The organism is Streptomyces sp. NPDC086989, assembly GCF_044745505.1.
GTDB lineage: Bacteria > Actinomycetota > Actinomycetes > Streptomycetales > Streptomycetaceae > Streptomyces.
Window position 1 is genome coordinate 380,259 of record NZ_JBIVAL010000001.1, and the last position, 12,407, is coordinate 392,665.

Annotated in this window: 9 protein-coding genes, 3 tRNA genes and 2 pseudogenes; 7 read left to right on the top strand and 7 right to left on the bottom strand. The window is 74.4% G+C overall.

Features of this window, described 5'->3' with window-relative positions; translation table 11 throughout:
- Positions 1-272: 272 nt before the first annotated feature.
- Together ACIPK4_RS01880 and ACIPK4_RS01885 are read right to left on the bottom strand one after the other, a co-directional pair.
- Positions 273-1,295: pseudogene (locus tag ACIPK4_RS01880) on the bottom strand (GAF domain-containing protein); the annotation flags it as partial.
- Entirely contained in the window at positions 1,292-2,329 is a 1,038-nt protein-coding gene (locus ACIPK4_RS01885) for a rod shape-determining protein (protein WP_054222894.1), read from the bottom strand. The pseudogene ACIPK4_RS01880 and the gene ACIPK4_RS01885, both read right to left, overlap by 4 nt.
- Positions 2,330-2,550: 221 nt before the next feature.
- Here ACIPK4_RS01885 and ACIPK4_RS01890 point away from each other — a divergent pair, with 221 nt between their 5' ends.
- Both ACIPK4_RS01890 and ACIPK4_RS01895 read left to right on the top strand, forming a co-directional pair.
- Positions 2,551-3,150: an esterase/lipase family protein gene (locus tag ACIPK4_RS01890; protein ID WP_402308545.1), complete on the top strand. Its 600-nt coding sequence runs from the start codon at positions 2,551-2,553 to the stop codon at positions 3,148-3,150.
- Positions 3,045-3,605, top strand: a pseudogene (locus tag ACIPK4_RS01895) (sensor histidine kinase); the annotation flags it as partial. The gene ACIPK4_RS01890 and the pseudogene ACIPK4_RS01895, both read left to right, overlap by 106 nt.
- 260 nt (positions 3,606-3,865) lie before the next feature.
- On the opposite strand, the gene ACIPK4_RS01900 reads toward ACIPK4_RS01895, so the two are convergent.
- Positions 3,866-4,306, bottom strand: coding sequence for an Lrp/AsnC family transcriptional regulator (locus ACIPK4_RS01900; protein WP_054222892.1), 441 nt, complete (start codon positions 4,304-4,306; stop codon positions 3,866-3,868).
- A 69-nt stretch (positions 4,307-4,375) separates the two neighbouring features.
- On the opposite strand from ACIPK4_RS01900, the gene ACIPK4_RS01905 reads away from it, so the two are divergent.
- The gene (locus ACIPK4_RS01905) at positions 4,376-5,191 is read left to right on the top strand and encodes a hypothetical protein (RefSeq protein ID WP_402308548.1); all 816 of its coding nucleotides are present in this window, start codon (positions 4,376-4,378) and stop codon (positions 5,189-5,191) included.
- Between the two features lie 74 nt (positions 5,192-5,265).
- Positions 5,266-6,627, top strand: coding sequence for a carboxyl transferase domain-containing protein (locus ACIPK4_RS01910; RefSeq protein WP_402308551.1), 1,362 nt, complete (start codon positions 5,266-5,268; stop codon positions 6,625-6,627).
- 576 nt (positions 6,628-7,203) lie between these two features.
- Here the strand turns inward: ACIPK4_RS01910 and ACIPK4_RS01915 are convergent.
- The gene (locus tag ACIPK4_RS01915) at positions 7,204-8,466 is read right to left on the bottom strand and encodes an MFS transporter (RefSeq protein ID WP_402308553.1); all 1,263 of its coding nucleotides are present in this window, start codon (positions 8,464-8,466) and stop codon (positions 7,204-7,206) included.
- 204 nt (positions 8,467-8,670) lie between these two features.
- Between ACIPK4_RS01915 and ACIPK4_RS01920 the strand changes: the two genes are divergently transcribed.
- Positions 8,671-9,837 carry a glutamate--cysteine ligase gene (locus ACIPK4_RS01920; RefSeq protein WP_402308556.1) on the top strand — a complete coding sequence of 389 codons (1,167 nt, stop codon included), beginning with the start codon at positions 8,671-8,673 and terminating at the stop codon, positions 9,835-9,837.
- Between the two features lie 96 nt (positions 9,838-9,933).
- On the opposite strand, the gene ACIPK4_RS01925 is transcribed toward ACIPK4_RS01920, so the two are convergent.
- The 3 genes from ACIPK4_RS01925 to ACIPK4_RS01935 form a co-directional block, all read right to left on the bottom strand.
- Positions 9,934-10,007: transfer RNA gene (locus tag ACIPK4_RS01925), tRNA-Ile, on the bottom strand.
- A 184-nt stretch (positions 10,008-10,191) separates the two neighbouring features.
- A tRNA-Asn gene (locus ACIPK4_RS01930) sits at positions 10,192-10,264 on the bottom strand.
- A 5-nt stretch (positions 10,265-10,269) separates the two neighbouring features.
- Positions 10,270-10,342, bottom strand: a tRNA-Asn gene (locus tag ACIPK4_RS01935).
- A gap of 145 nt (positions 10,343-10,487) precedes the next feature.
- On the opposite strand from ACIPK4_RS01935, the gene ACIPK4_RS01940 reads away from it, so the two are divergent.
- Both ACIPK4_RS01940 and ACIPK4_RS01945 read left to right on the top strand, forming a co-directional pair.
- Entirely contained in the window at positions 10,488-10,790 is a 303-nt protein-coding gene (locus tag ACIPK4_RS01940) for a YtxH domain-containing protein (protein ID WP_402308557.1), read from the top strand.
- A 72-nt stretch (positions 10,791-10,862) separates the two neighbouring features.
- On the top strand, positions 10,863-12,317 hold the full coding sequence (locus ACIPK4_RS01945) for an FGGY family carbohydrate kinase (RefSeq protein ID WP_402308560.1): 1,455 nt from the start codon (positions 10,863-10,865) through the stop codon (positions 12,315-12,317).
- Positions 12,318-12,407: the final 90 nt, after the last annotated feature.

Here is a 12,407-nt window from a genome sequence, read left to right on the forward strand (position 1 = left end):
GGCTTCCCGGCCCCGGGGCAGGGGCAGAGGGCGGGGGCCGGGGCCGGGGCTGGGGGCGGTGGCGGTGGCGGGGCGGGCGACAGGGCCTAGGAGGCGAGGAAGGACCGGATACCCGCAGAAGTGGCGTCGTCCCCCAGCAGGTCGTTGTGCTTGAGGCAGCCGACCGGCGTGTTGGCCGCCCCGGCGAGCGGGACGCTGTCGTCCGGGTTGACGACCTCGTCGCAGTTCGACCAGAACGTCGCGTACTTCACCGCCCCCGGGGTCTCGTCACCGGAGTTCGCCAGTACGAGGGCCAGTGCGGCCTGGGAGGCGAACTGCGAGGCCAGCAGCCGGTCCACCGCGTCGTACGGGCGACCGCCGCGGGCCCGCGGCAGGGCGAGGGTGCCGATCAGCTGGCCGCCGCTCTGGAGCGGGAGCATCATGCTCGGGCCGAATCGTTCCCGCACGTGCGTGGTCATCCGCGGGTCCGTCGCCGAGTCCTCGATGAAGACCGGTTCGCCGCCGAGGAGTTGTTCCAGGACCGCCGAGCCGGGAGCGATGGCCGTGCCGATCAGGTCCCCGGCGTCCCCCTGCGTGGAGGCGGCCACGATCTCCATGCCGCCCTCCGGGGTCGGCTGGAGCACCACTCCCGCCGCCGCGTCGGCGAGCAGCCGGGCCCGTTCGGCCACGCACATCAGCGCGTCGGCGGCCGGGCGGCCGGCCAGCAGGGTCGTGGTGACCGCGGCGGCGCCCTCGATCCAGCGCTCCCGGCGGCGCGCCGTCTCGTACAGCCGGGCGTTGCCGATCGCTATCCCGGCCTGGGCGGCGAGCACCCGCACCAGTGCGAGGTCCTCGTCGGTGAACGGGCCGCCGCCCCGCTTCTCGGCGAGGTAGAGGTTGCCGAACACCTCCGTGTGGACCCTGATCGGCACGCCCAGGAAGCTGCGCATGGGCGGATGGCCCGGCGGGAACCCGGCCGAGCGCGGGTCCTTCGACAGGTCCTCCAGCATCAGCGGGCGCGGATCGGTGATCAGCGCGCCGATCACGCCCGTACGCCCGTCGGGCAGGCGGGGGATCGCGGCACGCTCCGCCGCGCTCAGCCCGGCCGTGTACAGCTCGGTCAGCCGCAGGCGCTCGGGGTCGACGACCCCGAGCGCCCCGTACCGGGCCGTGCACAGCTCGGCCGCCGATTCCACGATGTGCTGGAGGGTGGTCTGCAGCTCCAGTTCGGAGCCGACGCTGAGCACCGCCTCCAGGAGTACGGGCAGGCTGGCCCGTTCCGCGGGGTCGGCGGGCTCGGTCGCCGCGTCCGTCATTCGGCCAGCGGGTTGAGGACCATCGGGGCGATCTTCCCTTCGAGCATCATGCCGAGACCGAGGACGGCGCACACGTCCGGCCGCTCCGCGATGGCGACGGGCATTCCGGTGGCGTCGCGCAGCATCTGGTCCAGGCCCGGCAGCAGGGCGCTGCCGCCCACCATCATGATCCCCCGGTCCGTCAGGTCGGCGACCAGGTCGGGCGGGCAGGCGCGCAGCACCTTGCCGATGCCGTCGAGGACGGCGGTCAGCGGGGTGTGGATGGCGTCGCGGACGGCGGCGGTGTCCACGTGGACGGAGCGGGCCAGTCCGGTGGCCACGTCGCGGCCGTGGATGAGGGTGGAGGCGGGGCCCCCGTCGGTGATGCCGTTGCCGTGCAGGGCCAGCTGGAGCGGCCGGACGGCCTGGCTGGGCAGCATCAGCTCGTGGGCGTGGCGCAGGTGCTGGACGACGGCGTGGTCGATGGCCTCGCCGCCGACGGGGATCCGCTGCGCGGTGACGATGTTGCCGAGGGAGAGGACGGCGACCTGGGTGGCGGCGGCCCCGCACACCATGATCATCGTCGCGGTCGGCTGCTCCACGGGCAGTCCGCAGCCGACGGCCGCCGCGATCAGGGTGTCGACGAGCTCGACGCGCCGGGCCCCGAGCCCGACCATCGTCTCGACGGCGGCCCGCTGGGCGAGCGGGTCGGCGTCGTGCGGGGTGCAGGCGGCGGCCCGCAGCCGCGGCTTGCGGCGCAGGGCGCGGCGCAGCTTCTCGCCGAGCAGGTGGCGCAGCATCCGCTGGGCCATCTCGATGTCGACGACGGTGCCGCCGGAGACGGGGCGCACCACGCGGATGTAGTCGGGCGTGCGGCCCGTCATCCGTTCGGCGAACGTCCCGACCGCGATGAGTGCACCGGTGCGGGTGTTGACGGCGGCGACGCTGGGCTCGTCGACGACCAGGCCGGCGCCCTTGACGTAGACGCGGGTCCTGGCGGCTCCCAGGTCGACGGCGACGTGGCAGCGGCGCAACTGCTCAAGACTGACGGTCACGGCAGATCCTCCCGAGAGCGCTGACGCAAGAAGACCGGCGGCTGCCGGTTGCATTTCATATCTTCTCGGGCGAATGGGGCATAGCGCCCGTTGGGCTGCTCCGGCTGGGTGTGCCGCACGGGGCGGGAGGTGCTGCACGGGGGTGGATTTCTGTACCGACAGGCACCACGATGCGCGCACCATCCGCGCTACTCGCGCGTAACACGGTAAGGGGGGACCCCATGCTGACGCCCCGCCAGAAATTGTTCGCGCTCCTCGCCCTGTGCCCGGCGCTCCTCGCACCCTTCCCCGCCCGTGCCGCCACACCTGTGCAGCCGCACAACCCGGTCGTCCTCATCCACGGCTACAACGCCGACCCGGGTGTCTGGGGCGGCCTGCGCGAGGACCTGCGCACCGCCGGGTACACGGACGCGGAGCTCTTCTCCTGGGGTTACGACACGCACCGGTCCGTCAACGAGGTCCTGTCCGGGCAGCTCGGCGCGTACGTCGACCAGGTCCGCCGGCAGACCGGCGCCGCCCGGGTCGACATCGTGGCGCACTCCCTGGGCTCGCTCGTCGGCCGCTGGTACGTGAAGTTCGGCGGCGGCAGCGCCGCGGTGGACCACTGGGTCTCGCTGGCCGGGCCCAACCACGGCACCGCCACCGCGTGGGCCTGCGCCCTGTGGGACCAGGCCTGCCGGGACATGACGCCCGGTTCGTACGTCGTGAAGAACCTGACGCGCAGCACGACCGGGAACAGCTGGCCGTCTACGAGGACCGCGACCGGATCGCGCGGGACCTGCACGACCTGGTGGTCCAGCGGCTGTTCGCGACGGAGATGATGCTGGAGAGCACGAAGAAGCGCTCGGCGGCCGCGCCCTCCGGGGACGGGGACGACGTCGGCGACGAACTCGGCCGGGCGGTGGACGAACTCGACTCCACCATCCAGGAGGTCCGCACCGCCATCTTCGCCCTCCAGCAGCCGCCGACCGACGCCCCGACGACGTTCCGCGGCCGGGTCCTGCGGGAGACGGGCGGGGCTGCGGTCCTGCTGGGCTTCCAGCCCTCGGTCCACTTCGCGGGCGCGGTCGACGTCCTGCTCCCGGAACCGGTGGCGGGCGACCTCCTGTCCGCCCTGCGCGGCGCCCTGGCCGCGGCCCACCGCCGCCCGGGGGTCACGTCGATAGAGGTCCACGTGGACGCGACCCCGACCCGCGTCCGCCTGCGGGTCACCGACGACGGCCGCACGCAGACGGGAGCCCGCGGAACGACCCTGCGCTGGCAGTCGGCCCTCTAGGCCCTGTCGTCAAACTCCCGTCGTCGCCCGGAGGGCGGCCCCGCGGCGTCTGGTGCGTGCTCTCGGCGCGCCGGGCGGAAGACCGCGTACTGGACGTACTTGGCTTTCGCCCGGTGCGGCGAGAGCGCGTGCCAGGCGTCGCGGGGCAGACGGCAGTTTGACGACAGGGCCTAGGGAGGGTCGTCAAGGGCTGTCCCGTCCCGTAAGCCCCGGTGGATCAGCGCGCGGCGTCGGATGCGGTGCAGCGCAAGGCGGAGCCCTCAGGCACCGGCCGGGCGGTGGGCGGCCCGGAGCGCGATCCGGGTGCTGGACTGGGCCACCCCGGCCTCCCGCTTGAGCCGGCGCAGCAGTGCGTCGAGCGCGGCGGGATCGGCGGCCCGGGCCCGTACGAGGTAGTCGTACTCCCCCGTCACGTGCACCACCTCCGTGATCCCCGGAAGGGTGGCGACCTTCGCCTCGAACTCGTCGTTGCCGACGTCCTGCCGCAGGACCAGGTCGATGAACACGACGAGCCCGCCCCGGGTGTCGGCGGCCGGGTCCACGATGACGGTGAACCCCCGGATCACCCCGTCGCGCCGCATCCGGCGCACCCGGTCGGCGGTGGCGTTGGCACTGAGCCCTACGCGGACACCGAGGTCACGGTACGAGATCCGCGCATCCTGCTGCAGGATGCCGAGGATTTCCCTGTCGAGGCGGTCCATACCGCGATTCTCGCAGCCGGGGCCGATATACGTCGCTGCGGCCGCGCCCCAGCCCTGCACCCTCCCGTCATGAACGGATTCCTCTCCCCCGCCCTGTCGGGCGCGGCCGCGGGCCTGGGCGTGGCGATGCCGATGGGTGCCATGAGCGTGCTGCTGCTCCAGGAGGCGATACGCCACCGCCGCACGGCGATGGCCGCGGCGGCGGGCGTCGCCACGGTCGACCTCGCCTACGCGGCGCTGGCCACGGCCCTGGGGCCCTGGGTGGCCTCGCACGTCTCCCCGGTCGAAGCGTGGATCCGTCTCGCGGCGGCGGCGATCCTCCTCTGCATCGCGGCCCACGGCCTACGCCGCTCCGCCCCCTCCCCGACCCCGCCGGCGCCCGGGGCGCGGGCGGCCGGGGTGGCGTCGGCGGCGGCGGATGCGGCGGAGTCGGCGGGCCCGGCTGCGTCGGCGGCGACGTCTGCGTCGGCCGACGCGTCGGCGGCTGCGGCAGATGCGGCGGACGTGGATGCGGATGCGGCGGCCCGGCCGGGGTCGGGGGCCCGGGCCGTTCCGGCTCCGCCCGCGCCGGGGAGCGGGGGCGGGCCGGCGCGGGCCTTCGTCCGGTACGTCGGCCTCACCTCCGTGAACCCCACCACCGCCCTCTACTTCGCCGCGCTCACCACCGCCCAGGCCGCCGCGCTCACCACCCCCACCACCGCCGCCGTCTTCCTCGGCGGCGTGGCCACCGCGTCCTTCCTCTGGCAGCAGACCCTCGTCGCCCTCGGCGCCTTCGCGGGCAGCAGGATCTCCCCCGGCGCCCGCGCCTGGACCTTCCGCCTCGGCTACGGACTCGTCGCGGCGTACGCCCTGAGGATCGCCTTCCCCCTCCCGGGCCTGACGTGATCCGACCGGCCCGACGTGATCACGTGGCCATGACGGGCCTGACGTGACCTGACGTAACCCCATAGGGTGATTCCGTGACGACGACCCGCCTCTCGGCCCGCGCGGCCATCGCCTCCGTGACCGACCCCGGCAGCTTCGCCGAACTCCCCGCCCCCCACCGGGAGTGCGCCCCCGACGGCCCTCTGACCTGGGCCGGATACGACGACTCGCGCGCCCGAGCCACCACGCGCACCGGCGAGCAGGAGTCCGTCGTCACCGGAACCGCCCTGATCGGCGGCCGTCAAGCCACGGTGATCTCCTTCGAGTTCGGCTTCCTCGGCGGTTCCCTCGGCGAACGCACCGGAGACCGGCTCGAAGCCGCGTACACCCACGCTCGCGAACACCGCCTCCCCCTCGTGTCCTTGATCGCCACCGGCGGCTCCCGCATGCAGGAGGGCATGCTCGCGCTGACCCAACTCCAGCGCGTGGCCCGCCAGTGCGTCCTGACCCGGGCCGCCGGACTCCCGCAGATCGCCGTGCTCCGCGATCCCACCACCGGTGGCGGCTGGGCCACGCTCGGCGCCGGGGCGGACGTCGTGCTCGCGCTCCCGGGTGCGCAGGTCGGCTTCGCCGGCTCCCGGGTGCGGCCGGCCGACGCGGACCCGGCGGCGTACACCGCCGAGGGCCAGTACGCCGCCGGACACGTGGACGCCGTCGTCCCGGCCCCAGAACTGCCCGCGACCCTGGCCGACTGGCTCCGCGTGCTGGCCGCGCCCCGCTCCGCCGGACCGGTCGAACCCCCCGCGGCGCTGTCGGACGTACCGCCCCCGCCGACCGGCTGGGACGCCGTACGGCAGGCCCGTCACCCCGGCCGGCCGCGCGCCGAGGCCTACCTGGACGCGTACTTCACGCTCCGCCTCCCCCTCTCCGGCGACCGGGCGGGCGCCACGGACCCGGGCATGCTGTGCGGTTTCGGACTGAGGGAGGGGCGGGCCGTCGCGTACGCCGCCCAGTGCGGCACGGCGACCCGTCCGGCGGGATACCGTACGGCGGCCCGCGTGATCCGCCTCGCGGACCGCCTCGGGGTCCCGGTGCTGACCCTGGTCGACACCCCCGGTGCGGCCAACGACGCCGCCGCGGAACACTCCGGCGCCGGGGCGGCCATCGCCGACACCTTCGCGGCGGTCGCGGCGGCCGGGGTCCCGGTGACCACCCTCCTGATCGGCGAAGGGGGTTCCGGCGGGGCGCTGGCGCTGGCCGCCCCCGGCAACACCTGGGTCACCCCGGACAGCTACTTCTCGGTGATCGCCCCCGAGCTGGCGGCGGCCATCCTCAAGCGCCCGGCGTCCGAGGCCCCGTCCACGGCGGACCAACTCCGCATCCGCCCCCAGGACCTGGTCTCCCTCGGCGTGGCCCGCGGCGTGGTCGCCCCCGCCCGGCCCGGTCCCGCCGGATGACCCGGCGCCCTCGCGCAGACGGCCCGCGCGGCTTCCGGTGGGTACCGCCAGGACCCGCCTGAGGGCCCCGTCCGCGGTGCCGTCCATGCCACGCACCGCCCACCGCGTCCGATCCCGCCACGCACCGCCCACCGCGTCCGATCCCGCCGCGGACGCGGCGCACCCTGCCCGCCGCCCGGCACCGTGGCCGGCCACCGCGTCCGAGCCCGCCGCGGACCGGCGCCCCACGCCGCGCTCCGCGGCCGGTTCGTCATGCCGTCCGCGCCCATGACCTGCGGTTCGGCTCCCGTTGCCCCAGCGAGGCCTCGCGGGCCTGCCGCCGCACCCGGCCCCAGGCCCTCCGCCGCCGCGTCACGGTCCGCCGGCTGCCGCGCCGTCTGCGCGGCTCCTCGGTGGCGGTGACGGCCGCGCAGGCGGAGCGCCGCATCCGGCAGCGGCAGCGGCTGCGGCTGCGCGCGGACGTCCGCTCGGGGCCGGCTGCTGTTCGGCCGCGCCGAGGACGCGGACGTCCCGCCCGCACGTCGGCGCCACCGCGCGCTCCGGCTCGCCCGACCGCCGCCCCACCCGGGGGCCGTCTCACGCCTGCGGCGACCTCGCGTCGTAGCGGGCGAAGCCGCGCCAGCGCAGGGCGAGCAGGAGCAGCACCAGGACGCAGGCGAGCCCGCCGCCCGTGATCGCCACGGCCGGGGACGTCAGATCGGCGGCGGTCCCGGCGAGGAAGTCCCCGAGCCGGGGCCCGCCCGCGACGACCACGATGAACACGCCCTGGAGGCGGCCCCGCATCTCGTCGGGGGTCGCGGCCTGCATCATCGTGGAGCGGAACACCATGGAGATGGTGTCGGCGCAGCCGGCCGCGGCCAGGGCGAACAGCCCGAGCCACAGGTTCCGGGTGAGCCCGAAGACGGCCACGGCCAGCCCCCAGCCGCCGACGGACAGCAGGATGGCCAGCCCGTGCCGGCGGATCCGGCCCTGCCAGCCGGAGAACAGCCCGCCCAGCAGCGCCCCGACGGCGGGCGCGGCCACCAGCAGGCCGACGGTCTTGGCGTCGCCGCCGTACCAGAGCCCGGCGACGGCCGGGAACAGCGCCCGCGGGCTGGCCAGCACCATGGCGGACATGTCCGTGAAGAACGTCATCCGGATGTTGGGCCGGCTACCGAGGAAGCGCAGTCCGTCCAGTACGGAGGCCCGTCCCCGCTTGCCGTTCTCCCGGGCGGGCAGCATCGCGGGCAGCCGCCACACCGCGTAGAGCGCGGCGAAGAAGGTGACGGCGTCGATCAGGTAGGCGGCCTGGTACCCCCACCAGCCGACGATGATTCCGCCGAGCACCGGGCCGATCATCGTCCCGGAGGTCATGGTCACCGAGTTCAGCGCGTTGGCGGCGGGCAGCTGCTCGGCCGGCAGCAGCCGGGGGATCATCGCGGACCGCGCGGGTCCGTTGAGGGCGCCGCAGACCGCCTGGAGGGCGACGACCGTGTAGAGGAGCCAGACCCGGTGGTAGTCGAGCAGGGCGGCGCCGGCCAGCGCCGTCGACAGGGCGGTCAGGCCGAGGGAGCTGTAGAGGCCGAGCTTGCGCCGGTCCACGGTGTCGGCGATGGCCCCGCCGTACAGACCGAACACGACGAGCGGGACGAGGGAGAAGAGTCCGACGAGTCCGACGGAGAAGCTCGACCGGGTGATGTCGTAGACCTGGAGCGAGATCGCGAGCGAGGTCATCGCCTGGCCCATCCAGGAGATGGTGCTGCCGACCCAGAGCCGGCGGTAGTCGGGGGACGTGCGCAGCGGGGTCAGGTCCGCGAATATCCGCGTCGGGCGTCGGGTGGGGGTGCTCGTACCGGTCACAGCGGATGATAACCGCCGGCCTCGGGCCGGGCCGCGTGGATTTCCCGCACCCGCACCAGCCGCCCCACCCTGACCGGCGGCCTCATGCCGGAGGGTTTCTTGCCGGTAACTCGCCACTGTCACAGGACATTTGACTGAATCGGCGTGCGCTCCGCCGTGGTGTTCAGCTCATGATGAAAAGACTCGTATGTCCAGGGAGGCGTAGTGATCGAACCTGGCAACAGCACCACGAGCACCGGCAGCGCGGACAACGGCGTCCACGCGACTCCCCTCACGGCCCCGCTGACCGTCGGCGTCGAGGAGGAGTTCCTCCTCGTCGACAACCGCACCTTCCGGGTGGTTCCGGCCGCCCCGCTCGTCCTGGCCACCGCTGCGGGCCTGCCCCACGAAGTGCACCCCGAGGGCACCCGCTACCAGGTGGAGATCGCCACTCCGGTCGCCGGCTCGGCGCCCGTGCTGCGCGAGGAGCTCGCCACCCTGCGGCGCACCCTCGCCCGGGCGGCCCGCTCCCACGGCTGCCGGCTGCTGGCCGCGCCCTCGCCGGTCCTCGCCGTGGAGGGACCGCTGCACCTGACCGACGACGAGCCGCGCCAGCGCGAGCAGCACCGCCGCTTCGGCGCGCTCACCGACACGCTGGTCAGCTGCGGCCGCCACATCCACGTGGGCACCCTCGACGTGGACACGGCGGTGGCGGTGTCCAACCGGGTCAGACCATGGCTGCCCACGCTGATCGCACTGGCCGCCAACTCGCCGTTCTGGGGCGGCCGTGACACCGGTCACGCCAGCTGGCGGGCGATGGCCTGGTCGGGCTGGCCCTCGGCCGGGCTGCCCCCGCACTTCACGTCCACGGCCCACTTCCGGCGCTCGGTGCAGACCCTGCTCGGCTCCGGGGCGGCCCTTGACACGAAGATGGTCTACTGGGACCTGCGCCCGTCCGGGCACTGGCCGACGCTGGAGATCCGGGCACCCGACATGTCCCCGGACATCGACACGGCGATCCTCCAGGCCGAGCTGGTCCGCGCCCTGGTGGCGACGGCCCTGCGGGACATCGCGGAACAGCGTCCCGAACCGGCCCTGCGGGACGACGTACTGCGCCTCGCGCGCTGGCGGGCGGCCCACGACGGGCTGGAGGGCTTCGGGCTGGACCCGTACACGGGCGCGGAACTCCCGGCGGCGGACCTGGCGGAGGCCCTGCTGGACCTGGTCGCCCCGGAACTGGCGGCGTCGGACGAACTCGACCACGCGGCCAAGACCCTGGGCGGCCTCCTGCGCGACGGCTCGGGCGCCCACCGCCAACGCGCGGCCTTCGCCCGCCGCCAGGACCTGAACGACGTACTGCGCCACCTGGCGGACGAAACGGAGAACTTCTAGCCCGGCACGCGCCCCGGGGGATGCCCCGACGGGCAGCGCCGGCCCCAGAAACACCGAAGCCGCAGGTGCGATCGTTTCTGCACCTGCGGCTCGCAGTGGGGCGGGTGGGACTCGAACCCACGGCCGACGGATTATGAGTCCGCTGCTCTAACCGGCTGAGCTACCGCCCCTTCACGGCGTGGCGCGTACATGTGTGCGCGCCGTCTGCCGCAGCATAGCCGCTCATACGATCTCCTGCCTCGGATGCCTCGCATGATCGGCTTCGCCTGCTGAGGGAGACCGTTCTGAGGGCTGCCCGGTTCCAGGACCAGGGCAAAAAAGAAGAGGACCCGCGCGGGGCCCTCTTCTTTCACGCTCCCCCGGCTGGACTCGAACCAGCAACCCTCCGGTTAACAGCCGAATGCTCTGCCAATTGAGCTACAGGGGACTGCGCTCCCCCGACTGGACTCGAACCAGTAACCTGCCGGTTAACAGCCGGCTGCTCTGCCAATTGAGCTACAGGGGATTGCTGCGGTGCACCGAACAGCCCACCTCCGGCCTTGCCGGGGGGCGAGCGCCCGCTGCGAGACATAGATTAGCGCAAGCAGGGGGGTGCTCCGCCAATCGGTATCGCCAGCAGGCCGGGCACCACACGACGAAGGGTGACAGGCATGCGGTACAAGGTCACGTTCGTGGTCGGACTGGCCCTCGGGTACGTGCTCGGGACGCGCGCCGGGCGCGAACGTTACGAACAGCTGAAGAAGTCCGCCCGCGGGCTCGCGCAGAACCCGGCGGTGCGCAATGCCGCCGAGACCGCCGGGCAGACCGGCCGGCAGTACGCCGGGAAGGCCTTCGCCGCCGTGGGCGACAAGGTCGGCGACGCGATCCCGTCCTCCCTGGCCGGGCGGGTCCGGAGCCTGCGCGACCGGAGCGGCGGCGGCTTCGAGGACGACTGGGGCACCAGCAACACCTGAGCCGGGAGGTTCCCCGGGATCCGGCGCCTCCGGGCGGCGGATCCCGGTCCGGCGTGCGGCAGAATTCTCCGCATGGGGATAGTCGCCGGGCTGGACAGCTCTTCCGCCTTCACTCGCATAGTCGTCTGTGACGCCGAGACCGGTGCCGTCCTGCGCCAGGGCTACGCGCCCCATCCACAGCCCGCGGGCGACCCCGAGAGCGTCCACCCCCACGAGACCGACCCGCAGGCCTGGCTGCTCTCCCTCGGCGAGGCCGCCGGCGGCGGGCTCCTCGAGGGCGTCCAGGCCATAGGCGTGTCCGCGCAGCAGCACGGACTGCTGGCCCTGGACCAGCAGGGCGCCCTGGTCCGTCCGGCCCTGGTCGGCAACGACAAGCGCGGCCAGGTCGCCGCCGCCGAACTCGTCGAGGCGCTGGGAGGCCGGCAGGCCTGGGCCGAGGCCGTCGGGTCCGTCCCGCAGTCCGCGCAGCCGGTGGCGAAGCTGGCCTGGCTGGCCCGCACCGAGCCGGAGGCGGCCCGCCGGGTCGCCGTGCTGATGTCCGCGCACGACTGGCTGGTCTGGCAGTTGCTGGGCCGTCCGGTCCGGCGGACCACCGACCGCGGCGGCGCCTCGGGGACCGGGTACTGGTCGGCGGCCACCGGTTCGTACCGGCCCGACCTGGTCGAGCTGGCGCTCGGGCACATGGCACTGCTGCCCGAGGTGCTCGGGCCGGCCGACGCCGCCGGGATGACACCGGAGGGGCTGCTGATCTCCGCCGGCACCGGGGAGACCATGGCCGCCGCGCTCGGGCTGGGCCTCGGGCCCGGCGACGCGGTGGTCTCGCTGGGCGCCTCGGGCTCGGTGATGGCCGTGCACCACGAGGCGCTGTCGGAGCCGGGCGGGCTGATCACCTCGCTGGCCGACGCCAGCGGCATGCACCTGCCGGTGGTGAACGTCTCCAATGCCGTACGGGCGCTGCGGGGCACCGCCGAACTGCTGGGCACCGATCTCGACGGGCTGTCCGAGCTCGCGCTGAAGTCGACGCCGGGCGCGCACGGGCTCGTCCTCCTGCCGTACCTGGAGGGCGAGCGGACGCCGAACCTGCCGCACACCGCCGGGACCCTGTCCGGGCTGCGGCGGGACTCGATGAAGCCGGAGCACCTGGCCCGGGCCGCGTTCGAGGGCATGCTGTGCGGGCTCGCGGACGCGCTCGACGTGCTGCGTTCGCGCGGGGTCGAGATCCGCCGGGTGTTCCTGTTGGGCGCGGCGGCCGAGCTGCCCGCCGTACAGGCGGCCGCTCCGGGACTGTTCGGCACGCAGATCGTCGTCCCCGCGCCGGCCGACTACGCGGCGCTGGGCGCGGCGCGCCAGGCCGCGTGGGCGCTGGGGGTGCAGCAGGGGACGCTGGCCCCGCACACCCCGCCGGTGTGGCCGGGTCCGGTGGCGCAGGTCTTCGAGCCGGGCGACGAGTACCCGGCGTGGCAGGCGGTGCGCCAGCAGTACATCGCGACGCGTGAGCAGATCCACCCGGGGGCGTTCCAGGGCTGAGCCGCCGGGCACCCGGCGCCCGCTCGGGCGCGGGGCCTACTGCCGCGGGAGTAGGCCCGCCGGCCGGTCTCCTCCTTTTGACGGGCCTTT

Excerpts from the sequence above, each read along its gene's own strand:
- ACIPK4_RS01940 (WP_402308557.1), top strand. The coding sequence starts at position 10,488 with ATGCGGTACAAGGTCACGTTCGTGGTCGGACTGGCCCTCGGGTACGTG.
- ACIPK4_RS01905 (WP_402308548.1), top strand. The coding sequence starts at position 4,376 with ATGAACGGATTCCTCTCCCCCGCCCTGTCGGGCGCGGCCGCGGGCCTG.
- ACIPK4_RS01900 (WP_054222892.1), bottom strand. The coding sequence starts at position 4,306 with ATGGACCGCCTCGACAGGGAAATCCTCGGCATCCTGCAGCAGGATGCG.
- ACIPK4_RS01945 (WP_402308560.1), top strand. The coding sequence starts at position 10,863 with ATGGGGATAGTCGCCGGGCTGGACAGCTCTTCCGCCTTCACTCGCATA.
- ACIPK4_RS01890 (WP_402308545.1), top strand. The coding sequence starts at position 2,551 with ATGCTGACGCCCCGCCAGAAATTGTTCGCGCTCCTCGCCCTGTGCCCG.